Genomic DNA, 14,934 nt, shown 5'->3' with positions numbered 1-14,934 from the left:
TAACTCCTCAAGGTATTGGATCATCGTGGCATGGACCCGAGTTGCACGCGAGCGATGCTTTCTCAACCAGGGTTGAGATAAACTTTACCCATCATGCCAAGACTATCTCCCCACATTCCGCCGTTATCCGCCCTGAAGGCGTTCGAAGCCGTGGCCCGACTTGGCAGCCTGAGCCGTGCGGCGGAAGAGCTTAGCGTAACCAAGAGCGCCATCAGTCATCAATTGCGCGCGCTCGAGTCAACCCTGGGTACACCGTTGCTTCACCGTGGCGGTACGAATTCACGCGCGCAGCCCACGTCTGCCGGGCTGGAGTTGCTGCTGGCTATTGAAGCCAGCCTGATTCCGCTGGGCGAAGCTTGCGAGCGGTTGACCACGCGGCGGCGCAAGCGTCGCCGCACGTTGACGGTTTCCGCCAATGCGCCGTTTTCATCGCTTTGGCTTGCACCGCACGTGGTTGAATTCTCGACGCGTCATCCGGAGATCGCGGTGAACCTCAGGGTGTATGACGACGAGCCCGACTGGCAGAATGACACCATCGATATAGCAATTCTGCGCGTGCCGATGCGTAGCTCGTCAAGCTCGACGAACGATGAGCCGGACCCGCACCCGAGCGATCGGGCGCTGCTCCGGGAGACTGTGTTCCCTGTATGCAGCCCGCTGTTAATGGACCCACGGACCGCTACGCCGCAGACATTGACCGAGCACCGGCTGTTGCAGGAGGAGCACCACGAATCGAGTCGTGAAATTGACTGGCAGACGTGGTTTGCGCTGCTCGGCGCGGGAGAACTTCAGGAGCAGAACCTGGTCCGGTTGAGCAGTTTTAACCCGATCATTGGAGCTGCCATTGCGGGCAAGGGCGTGGCGCTTGGCCGTTCACCCCTGATCGATTTTGACTTGGCCCACGGCCGGCTGGTTCGCCTGTTTCCGGAGCATGAATTGCAGAGTTCTTGGCAGTTCATCATTCGCCTGCATCCCGAGCGCACATCGGATCCAACGCTGATCCAGTTTCAGACTTTCATGCTTGAGCGCTCGGCGATCTGACAGGCCCGGCGAGGGGCCGCTTTCTCATGCCTCGCCGAGCACGCCGAGATATGCCTGGCCGATGACCTCATGCGAGGCGTCAGCATTTGGCGGATGAAATGCCCCGGCGCGTACATCGCGATACAAGCGTTCGAGTTCATTGCGGCGCGACAAAGACGCGGCGCCCGCTATGCGCAGCGACAGGTTCACCACCCGCAGCGCGCCGTCCACGGCATGCTGTTTTGCTGCCAGCAATTTAGCGATCCACGGCTCATCCTCGGCATACCCTTCCCACCATTGCGCCGCCACGCGCTCGTTCAACGCTTCGATACTGTCGAGTTCGATCGCGGCTTCCGCCACGGCAGCTTGCGTGAACGGCTTATGCGCGTAGGTCTGCCCTTGCAGCGCCGCCGATGTGCGGCTGCGTGCCGCGCCGATGGCCAGATCGAACGCACGCTTGGCGATGCCGTAGTACACCGCACCGAGCCCCGGCAGCACAGCGCCCAGGATGCCATCCACGAACGGGTCGTTGGGGATGCCGGCGGGCAGCACACGCGTCACGTGTTCCGGCGCCGCAATGGCTCCTTCAAGATAGGTATCGTCGCTGCGCGTGGCGCGCAACCCCAGCGCGTCCCAGGTCTGGACCGTACGATGCCCCGGCGATTCACGCCGGATAAATGCATGCACTATCTTCGGATGCGCCGGATCGGAGTCATCCCGGCCATGCACGCCGAGCCAGTCCCATGCCGGTGCAAGCGAGGTCAAGACCTTGCGGCCATCGAAACGATAACTCCCGTCGGGTAGCGGCGTCGCCTTGACGAATGAATGAGCCAGGCCCAGGTCATTGCCGGGCTCGCCGTGGCCGGCCGCGAAGACTTTGCCGGCGCCGGCTTCTTCGAGTATCCATTGCGCGGAGGTATCGCCCTTGCGTAACAGATGAAGTGCCGCACCGATCCAGTATTGATGCATGTTCAACGCGAGGGCGGTCGCCGGCGCGCGATAAGCGAGGCGGACCTGTTCACGCAACAACTCGGGTAGCGTGAGGCCGAGCCCACCCAGTGCAACAGGCACGGCGGCGTGGAGAAATCCGGCGCGCTGCAGGTCGTCGAGGTCTTCGGTGAAGAAGCGGTTCTCGCTGTCATAGCCGGCGGCGCGTTCGCCGATGCGCGTGAGCAACGCTTCGCTGAGTAAAGGGGCGCGGGTTCTCAGGGCTTCTTTCGCCTGAGCAGGCCGCGAAACCGGTAACGCGTCGACTTCGCTTAGAACGTTTGACATCCACCGCCTCCTTTTATGAACCATTGCGTTCAGCGATTATGGCGACGCGCTGGATGAGCGCGCCACCATCGATTGATGATTTGCAAATCAGGATGTCTGCGGGACGGACGGTGTCGAGGTCGCACTTTTAATGCTCATTGCTCCATGCAAGGCTGCTCATAAAAATAGTTGCGTCACCGCGATTTAGATAGACCCTGTTCCCAGGATTGAATCGAATAAATTGCTATATCCGTACTCCAAATTTTCGACAACGCCGATGCTAGGATAAAAAACGCTTCAGCTCATTGAACGACTCATTGAACGACTCAGTGAATGAGATCGAGTCGTTCCGCCGTAATAGTCCTATTCCTCTTCGCGAACGTGTCCAGCAAACCAATCATCTTGAGCGGGTTCACCATGAACACCGTCTCGCATCTCAACTACGGACTTTGGCGTCATCCCGACGATCAGGCGTATCGCTATACCGATATCGACTACTGGATCGAGCTCGCAAAGCTGCTAGAGGAGGGCCGTTTCGACAACCTGTTCATTGCCGATGCGCTCGGTCTTCTCGACGTCCACGGCGGCAGCGCGGATGCATCGCTGCGCACCGGTACTCAATCGCCCGTCAATGACCCATTGCTCCTGGTTTCGGCAATGGCCGCGGCTACCCGGCATCTCGGCTTTGGCGTCACGGTGTCGACAACCTACGAACAACCGTATCTGCTGGCGCGCAAGTTCACCACCCTCGACCACCTGACGAAGGGCCGGATTGCGTGGAATGTCGTGACCTCGCAACTGGACAGCGCTGCACGCAATCTCGGCCTCGAGCGTCAGGTGCCGCACGACGAGCGCTATGAGATTGCCGACGAGTTTCTCGATGTCGTCTACAAGCTGTGGGAGCACTCGTGGCAGGACGGCGCCGTGGTTCGGGACTTCGGCAGCGCGCAGTTTCCCGAAGGGCTCTATACCGATCCGGCGAAAGTGCGCGCCATTGGTCATCACGGTAAATACTTCAACGTCCCGGGTGCGCATTTGTCGGCGCCGAGCCCTCAGCGTGTGCCCGTTCTGTTCCAGGCCGGAGGTTCGCCGCGCGGTCAGCAGTTCGCCGGCAAACATGCGGAAGTGGTGTTCGTCGCCGGGGCGGATGCGGCGGGCATCCGTCGCAACGTCGCCCAGATCAAGGCAGCAGCGTTCAGCTACGGCCGTAGTCCTGATGCGATCAAGTTCATCAGCGGTGTCGCCGTGATTGTTGACGAGAGCGATCGTGCGGCGCAGGACAAGCTGCTCGAGTACCGCTCGTTCTTTAACGTCGAAGGCGCCATTGCCCACTATTCGGCAAGTACCGGTATCGATTTTTCAAGCCAGCCACTCGATGGGCCGTTGAAGTACCAGGACACGGACTCGAACCGATCGTTGCTGCGCATGTTCGACGATCCTGCCGGTGGCCGCCAGTGGACGCTACGCGAAGCGCTCGCGCCGGCAGAAGGTTTCGGGCGCAGCAAGACAATCGTCGGCGGACCCGTGACAGTCGCGGACGGGATTGAGCGCTGGCTCGAAGCAACCGATACCGACGGTATCAACCTGATCCATATCCTGAGCCCCGGCAGTTTCGCCGACTTCGTGCGTTACGCGGTGCCGGAACTCGATCGCCGCGGGCGCCTGCGTGAACGCCGCGACGCGACCCTGCGCGAAAGGCTGTTCGAGAGCGACTCCGCACGCATTCCCGCCGATCATCCTGCAAGCCGGCAGCGTCTCGACGACGCGCGCCAATGAGCTCCATCCATCAAACCTTTTCTACCAGCGACGCGGAGCACCGGGCAATGACGATCAGGACAGGATGGTTTGCCAGCATTCTTGCATTTGCGAGAAAGGAACTGCGGAGATGACATTTCAAAGCGCGCTGCATGTGCGCGGCCTGAACGGAGACGAAGCGCTGCTTGCGGCAATGAAAGTATTCCGCACGGCGATGATCGGATTGCCGATGCTGCCGCGCGATCAGGCAGTGGAACTGAACCGGCTGAACGACGCGGGGCGTACCTATGGCGCATTCGAAGACGATCGCCTGATCGGGACCACGGATTCGTACGCTGGCACGATCGCCGTGCCGGGAGGCGAGCGCGTGCCGCACGCGGCCGTCACGCATGTCGGTGTGCTTCCCGGGCACACGCGCCGGGGCGTGGCGAAGGCGTTGCTGGTCCGGCAACTGGAAGACGCCGCCAAGCGCGGCGAGGCCTTGGCGTCGCTGCGCGCGGCATCCGCAAGCATCTATGGCCGGTTCGGCTACGCGGTGGCGAGCTCGGCGGCGACTATCGAAGTAGACGCGGTCAATGCGCGTATGCACGTCGACGTGGCGCGTGGTTCGGTGCAACTCATCGACACGGATGACGCCTGGCGTCGCATGCCCGTGCTGTATCGCTCGCTCTTGCCCGAGCGAGCAGGGGCGATCGACCGAGGCGCGTACTGGTGGCGTCTGCAGGAACTGCGTCAGCAGGGCGCACTTACGCCTTCCCATGTTGCCGTTCACGGGGAAGAAGGTTACGTCCGTTATCACGCGGTCCCGAGCGCCAACTGGTTTGCGGAACGGCAACGAACGATCGTGGTCGACGATCTCGTCGCGGCGTCGCCTGAAACGTATGCCGCGCTGATCGCGCATGTGCTGTCGCTCGACCTGGTGCATAGGATCGTGCTGACGGCTCGCCCGACAGATGACCTGTTGCCATGGCTGCTCGAGGACTACCGGCATGCGAAGGCAACGGATCTGCGCGATGAAACCTGGCTTCGCATTGTCGATACCCGCATCGCACTGAACGCGCGGCGCTATTCAGACGACGCGAGCGTAGTCATCGATGTGACGGACCCGCTGCTTGCGCAAAACAATGGGCGCTTTCAGATCACCTCGAACGGGGTCGTGCCAAGTGACGCGACGCCGGACGTGACGGCCGATGTCGCAGCGCTGGCCGCCGCCTACCTTGGCGGGACGCGGTGGTGGCAACTGGTGCAATCGGGTCGCGCGCAAGCGCGTTCAGCCAGTGCGGTGACCGCGCTCGATCAGCTCTTTTCTACCGATGCCGCGCCGTTTTGCGGCACGCATTTCTGAGCAGATCCAGATCGCCTCATGCGCTCGTAGCGAGCGCAGAAACCGAATCAATATCCTCCTGAATGAGAATGCAAATGACATTACCTCTCCCCGGTGCCAACCGGGTTCTTCTGCCCTTGCTCATTGCTGCTTTGACAAGTTCGGCTGTCGCAATCGCGGCTGACGCTGACAGTACGCCGAAGCCGGGCGGGACGTTGCGCCTGGCGTCGCTGCAACCGGATATCGACGCGTTCGATCCGCTGACCGGTTACAGCACCGATTCGTGGGAAGTCCTGCGCGCCGTGACGCGCCAACTCGTCACGTACCCGGGTTCGGCGACCAACCTGAAGGACGACACCAAGCTGGTTCCCGACCTCGCGCAATCCTGGGATGTGAGCCCGGACGGCAAGACTTTTACGTTCCATCTGCGTGAGGGCGTGACGTATTCAGGGCCGACGAACCGGCCGATCGTCGCCCGGGATTTCGTCTACGCGATCAAGCGCTTCTGCGATCCGAACAAGCAGGTCGCTGCGGTCAACTATTTCAATCTCGCATTCGCGGGTTTTGCGGGCTACTGCAAGGACTTCGCGAAGGTGCCTTCGGGCGATCTCGCGGCAAGCCGCAAGTTCATCGATACCCATGAGATCGCGGGCGTATCCGCGCCCGACGACCACACGCTGGTCCTGCGCTCGGACACGCGCAACTACGATTTTCTCAACATCCTCTCGATGAACTTCGTGACCCCGCTGCCGGAAGAGGTGGCGTCGCGTTATTTCCCCGACTCGCAGGAGTTCCGCAAGAACTTTCCTTCGAGCGGTCCGTACACCGTCGACTCGTATGTCAGCGGGCAGAAGCTCGTGCTGAAGAAAGTCCCGAACTACAATCACGCGCTTGATCCGGCCCGCAAAGCCTATGTCGATCAGATCGTGCTCGACTTCACGACCAATAGCGAAGACGCCGTCGTGCAGAAAATCCAGGCCGGCGATGCGGACCTGTCGCTCTATCTGGATGTGCCGCCGCTCGCCACGATCCGCCGCTTTGAGGCGCAGAAGAGCCTTTATCTGCGTGCGTCAAATAGCGGGGCGGCTAACTTCATCGTGATCAATGCGCGGCCGGAAGCCGTGAGTCCGGGGGCCGCCGCGTTGCGCAAACTGGCAACGCGTCAGGCGCTGGCCTATGCAGTGAACAAGGCGCACATCGTGCAGGCGCAAGGCGGGTCGATTGCGGCGGTGCCGTTGGGCCAGATCATCACGTCGACGACGCTCGGCCATCGACCGCTCGATCCTTATTCAACCGCGGGCAGCCGCGGCGACCCGGTGAAGGCGAAACAGCTTCTTGCGCAGGCGGGATACCCGGACGGTATTACGTTTGATCTGGCTTACCGGTCCAACGCACAGTTTTCGACCATTGCGGTGACCTTGAAAGAGGACCTCGCGGCATCAGGCATCAAGCTGAACCTGATCCCGATCCCGCCCACGCAGTTCCTTGCTTACCTGCAGGATTCCAAGAGCCGTTATGACATTGCGCTGGCGCAGTTCGCACCCGACTGGCAGGGCCCGAGCACACGCATGCTGCTGGGCGGCTGGCTGGATTCCGACGCTTCGCCCTGCGGCAAGGGTAACAACTATGCGATCTGCTACAGCAATCCGGTGCTGAATGGCCTCGCGGCAAAAGCGTTCCCCTCCGACAATCCGGAACCCATCTGGGCAGAAGCCGACAAGGTGGTATCGGCTGACTTGCCGTGGATTCCGCTGTTCGAGAAACGCCGCGTCGCGATCACGTCGGACCGGCTGACGAACTGGGTGTGGTCGTCCCTTGCGGTCCAGGCGGACATCACGAATATCGCAGTGCGTCAGTAACGTCCCGGCGATCATCATGGCGGCATTCGAGGTCAGGGATCTGGTCGTGAGCTTCGGCGTTGGTGTGCGTCGAAGCGAGGTCGTGCATGGCGTGTCGTTCGCGGTGGACGCGGGTCGTACGTTGGCAATCGTCGGCGAGTCGGGTTCGGGAAAGAGCGTCGCACTGCTCGCGGCGACGGGCCTTTTGCCACCCGGAGCGTCGGTGCAGGGCAGCGTGTTGTGCGAGCACCGCGAGATCCTGGGTCTGTCGGCCAGCCGGTTACGCGCGCTGCGTGGCGTTGGAATCGGCTATGTGTTTCAGGATCCGTCGAGCAACCTGCATCCGCTGAAGACAGTGGGTCGGCAGATTGCGGAAGCCATCAGCGTGCACCAGCGTACGGGCAAGGCCGCATTGCGGACACGCGTGATCGAACTGCTCGAAGAGGTTGGCATCAAGGAGCCTGCCCGGCGTGTGCATGATTATCCGCATCAGTTCTCGGGCGGCATGCGTCAGCGCGTGATGATCGCGATCGCCATAGCGATGAACCCGGCGGTCATCATTGCCGATGAGCCCACTACCGCGCTCGACGTCACCGTGCAAGCATCTATCCTGCGCTTGCTCAGGCGCTTGCAGCAGCGCCACGGTACGGCGCTGGTGTTCGTCAGCCACGATCTCGCGGTTGTATCCGATATTGCCGATGACATTGCCGTGATGCGGCACGGTGTGGTGGTTGAGAGCGGACCGGCCGCACAAGTGCAGAATGCGCCCGCCCATGTCTATACGCGGGAGTTGCTTGCCGCATCCCGGCATGGTCCGGCGCCGGTCTCAATGTCGCCCCAACAGGTGTCAACGGTCGCGCCGCTGCTGATCGTGGACGGCATCACCCGTTCGTTCCGGCAATCGGGATGGTTCGCGAAGCGCTCGGCCCCGGTTCTCCACGATGTTTCCTTCGAACTCCATGAAGGGGAGATCCTCGGTCTTGTGGGAGAGTCAGGATCGGGCAAGTCAACGATCGGTCGCATTGTAGCGGCGCTCGACCGCCCGGATTCGGGCTCGGTGACGCTGGCGAGCGAGCGCTACTCCGTACCTGGAACAGGGCCGTTGAAGATCTCGCCAGGCTTGCGTTCGGCAATCCAGGTGATCTTTCAGGATCCCTATGGGACGCTCAATCCGCGGCAACGCGTCCGCACGATCCTGAGCGAGCCGTTCATCAACAACACGCGGCTCGATGCGGGCGCGATCGCGCAGCGCGTTGCCGAGCTCATGCAGCGAGTCGCGCTACCGGCCGAACTGCTGGACCGGTTTCCTGTCCATCTTTCGGGTGGTCAGCGCCAGCGCGTTGCCATCGGCCGTGCGATTGCCCTGCAGCCACGCGTGGTGGTAGCCGATGAACCGGTTTCGGCACTAGACAGTTCTACCCAGCGAAAGATCGTTGAACTGTTGCGTTCGATTCGCGCTACCGAGCGTGTGTCGTTTCTTTTTATCTCGCACGATCTGGGCGTCGTCAGTGAGCTGTGCGATCGCGTTCTCGTGCTCGAAGGCGGGCGAGTGGTAGAAGCGGGGCCTGCCAGGTCGGTGCTCGCGAACCCGCAGCATCCCTACACAAAGAAGCTGGTTGCGGCCATTCCGGGCCGCATGCGCTCCCCGATCAATCTGACCGAATTCGCCCCGGAGGAGACCGATGTCTGATCCCGCATTGTTTGCACCATCGTCCATACAGGCACCCGTCATTCGTACGGGGCTGGCAGGAGCCCTGCGGCGCGAGCCGTCCGTACGCATCGGCATCGTGCTGGTGTTTCTGGTGCTTGTTGCCGCACTGGGTGCGCCATGGGTGAGTGCGTGGCTGGGACATGGACCCACGCAGCAGTTCCGCGACGTAGCCCTCTCCGAGACCGGCTTGCCGGTTGGCCCGAGCGCCGCTTTTCCTCTAGGTGCCGACGACAACGGCCGCGATGTTCTCGTACGAACGCTGTACGGTGCGCGTATTTCCCTGCTCATTGCCATTCCATCGACTACGCTGGCCATGCTGATAGGCACCACGATCGGCCTGATCGCGGGCTTCTTTGGAGGGGCTACGGACAGGGTCGTCTCCCAGGGCATCGATGTTGCACTGTCCTTTCCATTCGTGGTGACCGCGCTCAGTCTGCTTGCCTTCAATCGTGGCGCGGACGGTCAGAGTCTCATCAACCCAATGCTTGTGGTCATCATTGTCATTTCATTTTTTTCATGGACCTATTTCGCACGGCTTACGCGCGGCCTGGTGCTGAGCATGCGTCATCTTCCATTCATTGAAGCGGCCGCGGTGGCCGGCGCCAGCAGGAGGCGCATCGTATTCAGGGAAATCCTGCCGAACGTGGCGCCTTCGGTACTGGTGTACTGGGCGGTGCAACTGCCCAACAACATCATTGCCGAAGCGACTTTGTCGTTTCTTGGGGTCGGCGTGCAGGCGCCTGCGGCAAGCTGGGGCAACATGATTGCCGACGCACAGCGCTCGTCGATGTATCAGGTCCAGCCGTGGTTCCTGCTGGGGCCGAGCATCGCGCTGTTCATCACGGTAGTCGGCTTCAATACGATCAGTTCGGGGCTTCGGAACGTCCTCGATCCGCAGCGGCTTTGATCCAACACCCATGATACGAATTCTTCCCCGCCTGTTCGCACGCACCCTGTCCACGCTTGTCATCGTGCTGGTGAGCGCATTTTTCATCACGCGGCTGGCCTACCGGAACCCCGCCGTCATGCTGGCGCCGCGCAACGCGGACCAGCAAACCATCGACGCCGTTGCGCATGCTCTAAGACTCGATACCCCCTGGTACGAGCAGCTTTGGTACTACCTGTATCGAGGACCGGATATTCAGGGGGCGCCCATGGGTCTAGCCCACTGGCCGCCCGCGCTCGGCTATTCATTCCGGCATCAGGCAAGCGTCACGGATCTGATTTTGTCGAAGGTGCCGGTGACGCTTTCCGTCTCGCTCGGAGCGCTCGTGATTTCGGCCATCGCGTCGATCCTGCTCGGCGTACTCGCGGCACGTCGCGCCGATTCATGGGTCGATCACACGTTGTCGGGGTTTGCTTACGGTGCGCTATCCGTACCGACGTTTTTGAGCGGCATGCTGCTGTCGTATTTTCTCTACTTCCAGCTTTCGATGCACAGTATCAATGTATTTCCGGGCAGCGGCTATGTGGCGCTAACGGACGATCCACTGCAATGGGCGCGCCATTTGCTGCTGCCGTGGCTGACGCTGTCAGTGGCGGAAGTAGGCATGTTTCAGCGCGTCGTGCGTGCAAGCATGCTCAATGTACTAGGTGCGGATTACGTGCGCACCGCTCGCGCGAAAGGTGTGCCCGAGTGGCGGGTATTGCTCCGGCATGCACTGCCGGCGGCGCTTAATCCAGTGATCACCCTGGGCGGTCTGGAGCTGGCCGTAATCATGGGCGGTGCGATTGTCACCGAGCAGATGTTTGGGCTTGATGGCGTAGGGCGGCTCGCCATTACCGCAGCGCTGGATGGCGACTTTCCTGTCGTGATCGGCACGACGGTCTTTGCCGCCAGCGCGTTCGTGGGCTGCACGCTGCTGGTCGATCTCGTGACACGCTGGCGTGATCCGGCGAGTGCTGTCTGAACCCTGAACCGGTTGGCGGCAGGGTCAGGATACAGCTGCTGCGTTGCTCGAAGAAAACAGCCGAACCGCCGAGCGTGTCTGGCGCGCCGGATGATGGTCGGGCAAGTAAGGCCCGTGCCCCTGAATCTTGTCGCGCAAAGTCCCGGGCGCGTATTCTTTTTGCATCAAACCACGCTTCTGCAGCACGGGCACCACGTGATCGACGAATTCGCCCCACCAGCCGAGAGTCGTTACGGGCACCACGTTGAATCCGTCCACACCGGCGTCGGCATAACGCTGGACTTCATCGGCTATCTGCTCTGGTGTTCCTGCAAAACGGCCGGACACGGTCTCGCGCAATAGCTCACCGAACGTGACGACGTGGTCCGGCGCGGCCTCGATAAAAGCCCGCACGTTGCCGCGCACGTGGTTCGTCAGTAGCAGTTCTGAAATGGGCCGTGCTGGATCGATGTTCGAGAGGTCAACGCCAAGTCCGCCGCTCCAGAAAGACTGCAAGGCTTCCACGCTGAGCCATTCTTTCAGTTCGCGACGGCGGGCGAGCGCTTCGGCTTCAGTTGAACCAATAACCGGCGCAAGCGGGACGATGATCTTGAGCTCGTCCCCGGCCCGACCGAAGGACCGGGCACGTGCTCGTAAGTCGGCTGCTGTCAGCGCGGCGCTTTCGGGCGTGCGGGAGGCAATGAACGTGGCCTCTGCATGGCGTGCAGCAAACGAGCGCCCGGCTTCCGATCCCCCGGCCTGAAAGAGGAGCGGCGTGCGCTGCGGCGAGGGCTCTGAGAGATGAGGTCCCTCCACCGAGTAACGCTGGCCGCGATGATGGATCTTGTGCACCTTGGCGGGATCGGCGAACACTCCTCGCCCGGGGTCGGCCACGAGCGCATCGTCTTCCCAGCTTGCCTCCCACAGCTTGTAGGCGACATCGGCATATTCCTCCGCCCACCGGTAGCGTTCGTCATGTTCGGTCAACGCGCTTTGCCCGTGGTTGCGGGCGGCGTTATCGAGGTATGACGTGACGATGTTCCATGCCACGCGCCCATCCGTCATATGGTCGAGCGTGGACATCTTGCGGGCGAAATCGAAGGGATGGTCCTGGATGACAGAGCTGGTTACCGCAAAGCCCAGGTGTTCGGTTACCGCGCCCAATGCGGAGACAAGGCTGGCCGGGTCGAGGCTCGGGAACTGCATCGCTGTGCGAATCGAGGTGTCGCCGTTGCCGCGGAATTTATCGTAGACACCCACTACATCTGCAAGGAAGACCGTATCGAACTTGCCGCGCTCGACCGTGCGCGCAAGGTCGAGCCACGGTTGCAGCCGCTTGTAATCCAGCTGGATGCGGCCGTCCGGGTGACGCCAGTAGCCGTGGCTGTGGTGATTGGGCGTGACGTGCGTGAAGGCGTTGTAGATCAGGCGTCGCGTCATGGCGTGAGTTCGGCGGTAGCGGCACGCTGGGAAGCCCCGGCGCCTGAGGGCTCACCCGACGGTTCTCCCGGCAACGCGGGCAAGGACAGCACGGCGTCGATCAGCGCGCGGGTGGAGGGCGCAAGGGCATTGGCATGGAGGTCGGCGGCATCGAAGGTCTCGATGATCCGGCCGCGCTCCATCACCGCCACGCGGTCACACATGAATTCGATCACCGGCAAGCTGTGGCCAATGAACAGATAGGTCAGGTCGAGCGTCTGCCGAAGTTCGAGCAGCAGGTTGAGGATGTCCGCCTGAATCGATACATCGAGCGCGGAAGTCGGCTCGTCGAGCACAATGAATTCGGGCTTCACGACCAGCGCCCGGGCAATCCCGATCCGCTGCCGTTGACCGCCCGAGAACGCGTGGGGAAAGCGCTGGAGATGCTCGGCTTGCAGTCCGACCCGTTCGACAGCCTCAACGGCGAGTTCGAACGCGTGACGCTGGTCGCGCGCTACACCAAGCCGCAACGCCGGATCGCAGAGTTGTTCGCCGATCGTGCGGCGTGGATTGAGCGACGACGTGCTGTCCTGGAACACGAACTGAAAACGCTGGCGAAACTGCCGCAGTGCGGCGGCATCGAACTGTGCCAGGTCAGCGCCCGCGAAATGCACGCTGCCGCTGGTCGATGCAAGCAGGTGCGCAACGAGCCGCGCCAGTGTCGACTTGCCGGAACCGGAGGTACCGATCAGGCCAAAGATCTCGCCGCGGCGGACTTCGAAATTGACGTCGCTGACGGCATCGAGTGTGCGCACGCGCGAACGCAACCACGACTTTTCAACAACGAATGTTTTCGACAGGCCTTCGACTTTCAGCAACGGCTCAGACGTGCGTTGCTTGGAAACGGTCGATGCTGAGGCGTTGCTTCCACTGCTTTCTCCGAGCCGTCGCGCAGGCGATGGGTCAAGGCGCCGCAAGCCCAGTTCCGGCACCGCCGCGATGAGTTTTGCGGTGTACGGATGGCGAGGCGCTGTCAGCACTTGCGCCGTTGGCCCGTGTTCGACAATCCGCCCAGCCTTCATCACGGCAACCCGGTCGCTCAGGTACGACACCACGCCGAAGTCGTGCGTGATGATAAGAATGGCCATCCCGAACTCACGGTTCAAGCTCTTCAGCAGCGCAAGGATTTCCTTCTGAAGCGTGGCGTCAAGTGCGGTAGTCGGTTCGTCGGCAATCAGCAGGCGGGGTTGACCCATGGCCGCCATGGCGATCATCACGCGCTGCCGCATCCCGCCGCTCAGTTCATGCGGCCATGCGTGCAAGACCCGTTTTGTATCGGCGATACCCACGCGCTGGAGCCACGTTGCCGCTTGCTCGAGTGCCTCGGCCTGACCGATATCGCGACGATGCCGCGCCACCTCTTGAAGCTGCGCGCCGACCCTGAACGATGGATCGAGCGAACTGAGCGGGTTTTGAAAGACCATCGCGATGCCGTTGCCACGGATCTGTTCAAGCACGGCTTCAGGCCTGCCCAGTAACGCGTTGCCTTCGAACCCAACCGTTCCGCGCACGCTCGCTTCGCGCGGCAGCAATCCCGCAACGGCCGCGGCCGTGACGCTCTTGCCCGACCCGGATTCGCCGACTAGCGCGACGATTTCGCCGGCTTCAATACTGAGGTCGACACCGCGCACGGCGCTTTCAAGGCCGCGTCGTCCAGTGAAGTCCACCTTGAGTTGTTCAATCTTCAGCAGTGGCACATGGAGCTCCGCTAGGGCGTTGATGAGTAGGCAGGTGGTTAAAAGCGGCGTCAATCGCGAGGATCAAGCACATCGCGCAAACCGTCCCCGAACCAGTTGAACGCCAGTGCGAATGCGACGATCACCAGCGCGGGCAAGGTTGCCACATGACCGCCACCGAGCAGCATCACCCGGGCGCCTTCGCCGACCATGCGGCCCCAATCAGCGGTAGGCGGCTGTACGCCAAGCCCGAGAAAGCTGAGGCCCGCGAGGAACACGATCATTCCGCCGATCAGCGTGGTGCCGTACACCACGACCGAGGTCAGCACGTTCGGCAGGATTTCCCGCGAGATAATCTCGAAGGACGAAGCGCCGAGCGCACGCGCAGCCTCCACGTACTCCTTGTCCCGCTCTGCCCGTACTTCTGCATAGACCACTCGCGTGACATAAGGCAGCGCGCAGAACAGCACGGTCGCGGTCACTGTAAAGATGCCCGGACCGAACGTTGTCGCGAGGTTGATCGCAAACAGGATCATGGGAAATGCGAACAGGATGTCGATGAAGCGCATCACGATCGCGCTCGCACGGCCGCGCGAGTAGCCTGCAGACAGGCCGAGCAGGAGGCTGAGCAGGCACGCGCCGAGCACCGCAGGAATCACCACGACGAGCGACGTCCTGCCGCCCCAGATCAGACGGCTCAGCATGTCGCGCCCTTGAGCGTCGAGACCAAGCAGATGGCCGGGCGTGCCGATGCCGCCAAGGCGCAGCACCGGGTCGGCGGCGTTCGGGTCATAGGGCGCGATCCACGGTGCAGCCGCTGAAACAGCGAAGACCAGCAGGATGAAGAGCAGGCCGCCAAACGCCAGTCCATTCGATGCCAGTCGCGTGGCGGCCTCGCTAAAGCGTGAAGGCGCGAGCCGCTCGCACGCGCTGCAGGCCTCGGCATGTTCTTTTTCCCGAACCAGTTCTGACTGTGCCATCGAGGGGT

General features: G+C 61.9%; 11 protein-coding genes. 7 read left to right on the top strand and 4 right to left on the bottom strand.

The features are described 5' to 3' along the window. The first annotated feature begins 93 nt into the window (after positions 1 to 93). The gene (locus FH08_RS0137500) at positions 94 to 1,041 is read left to right on the top strand and encodes a LysR substrate-binding domain-containing protein (protein ID WP_051888823.1); all 948 of its coding nucleotides are present in this window, start codon (positions 94 to 96) and stop codon (positions 1,039 to 1,041) included. A gap of 24 nt (positions 1,042 to 1,065) precedes the next feature. Here FH08_RS0137500 and FH08_RS0137495 read toward each other — a convergent pair whose 3' ends face one another. Continuing rightward, on the bottom strand, positions 1,066 to 2,295 hold the full coding sequence (locus FH08_RS0137495; protein ID WP_031363260.1) for an acyl-CoA dehydrogenase family protein: 1,230 nt from the start codon (positions 2,293 to 2,295) through the stop codon (positions 1,066 to 1,068). Positions 2,296 to 2,691: 396 nt separating this feature from the next. On the opposite strand from FH08_RS0137495, the gene FH08_RS0137490 reads away from it, so the two are divergent. The 6 genes from FH08_RS0137490 (at position 2,692) to FH08_RS0137465 (ending at position 10,812) form a co-directional block, all read left to right on the top strand. Beyond that, positions 2,692 to 4,050, top strand: a complete 1,359-nt coding sequence (locus tag FH08_RS0137490) for an LLM class flavin-dependent oxidoreductase (RefSeq protein WP_235210626.1) — start codon at positions 2,692 to 2,694, stop codon at positions 4,048 to 4,050. A gap of 109 nt (positions 4,051 to 4,159) precedes the next feature. Next, positions 4,160 to 5,374 (top strand): GNAT family N-acetyltransferase, encoded by a 1,215-nt coding sequence (locus FH08_RS0137485; protein ID WP_031363258.1) that lies wholly within the window; start codon positions 4,160 to 4,162, stop codon positions 5,372 to 5,374. Between the two features lie 74 nt (positions 5,375 to 5,448). Continuing rightward, the gene (locus FH08_RS0137480) at positions 5,449 to 7,212 is read left to right on the top strand and encodes an ABC transporter substrate-binding protein (RefSeq protein WP_200878842.1); all 1,764 of its coding nucleotides are present in this window, start codon (positions 5,449 to 5,451) and stop codon (positions 7,210 to 7,212) included. Positions 7,213 to 7,228: 16 nt separating this feature from the next. Next, positions 7,229 to 8,881, top strand: coding sequence for a dipeptide ABC transporter ATP-binding protein (locus tag FH08_RS0137475; RefSeq protein ID WP_051888822.1), 1,653 nt, complete (start codon positions 7,229 to 7,231; stop codon positions 8,879 to 8,881). Further along, positions 8,874 to 9,809 carry an ABC transporter permease gene (locus FH08_RS0137470; protein ID WP_031363255.1) on the top strand — a complete coding sequence of 312 codons (936 nt, stop codon included), beginning with the start codon at positions 8,874 to 8,876 and terminating at the stop codon, positions 9,807 to 9,809. The genes FH08_RS0137475 and FH08_RS0137470 overlap by 8 nt, the downstream gene beginning before the upstream one ends. A gap of 10 nt (positions 9,810 to 9,819) precedes the next feature. Beyond that, on the top strand, positions 9,820 to 10,812 hold the full coding sequence (locus FH08_RS0137465) for an ABC transporter permease (RefSeq protein WP_031363254.1): 993 nt from the start codon (positions 9,820 to 9,822) through the stop codon (positions 10,810 to 10,812). A 24-nt stretch (positions 10,813 to 10,836) separates the two neighbouring features. On the opposite strand, the gene FH08_RS0137460 is transcribed toward FH08_RS0137465, so the two are convergent. Genes FH08_RS0137460 through FH08_RS0137450 form a run of 3 tightly spaced genes read right to left on the bottom strand, consistent with a single transcriptional unit; the run spans position 10,837 to position 14,926 of the window. Further along, positions 10,837 to 12,231 carry an LLM class flavin-dependent oxidoreductase gene (locus tag FH08_RS0137460; protein WP_051888821.1) on the bottom strand — a complete coding sequence of 465 codons (1,395 nt, stop codon included), beginning with the start codon at positions 12,229 to 12,231 and terminating at the stop codon, positions 10,837 to 10,839. Next, positions 12,228 to 13,967, bottom strand: a complete 1,740-nt coding sequence (locus FH08_RS0137455; protein WP_051888820.1) for a dipeptide ABC transporter ATP-binding protein — start codon at positions 13,965 to 13,967, stop codon at positions 12,228 to 12,230. The genes FH08_RS0137460 and FH08_RS0137455 overlap by 4 nt, the downstream gene beginning before the upstream one ends. Positions 13,968 to 14,017: 50 nt before the next feature. Continuing rightward, a complete protein-coding gene (locus tag FH08_RS0137450) occupies positions 14,018 to 14,926 on the bottom strand; it encodes an ABC transporter permease (RefSeq protein WP_081889696.1) in 909 nt (302 codons plus the stop codon). Between the last annotated feature and the right edge of the window lie 8 nt (positions 14,927 to 14,934).

Origin of the sequence: Caballeronia sordidicola, from assembly GCF_000729995.1 — a bacterium.
GTDB lineage: Bacteria > Pseudomonadota > Gammaproteobacteria > Burkholderiales > Burkholderiaceae > Caballeronia > Caballeronia sordidicola_A.
This window is presented reverse-complemented; position numbering and strand designations above follow the sequence as displayed.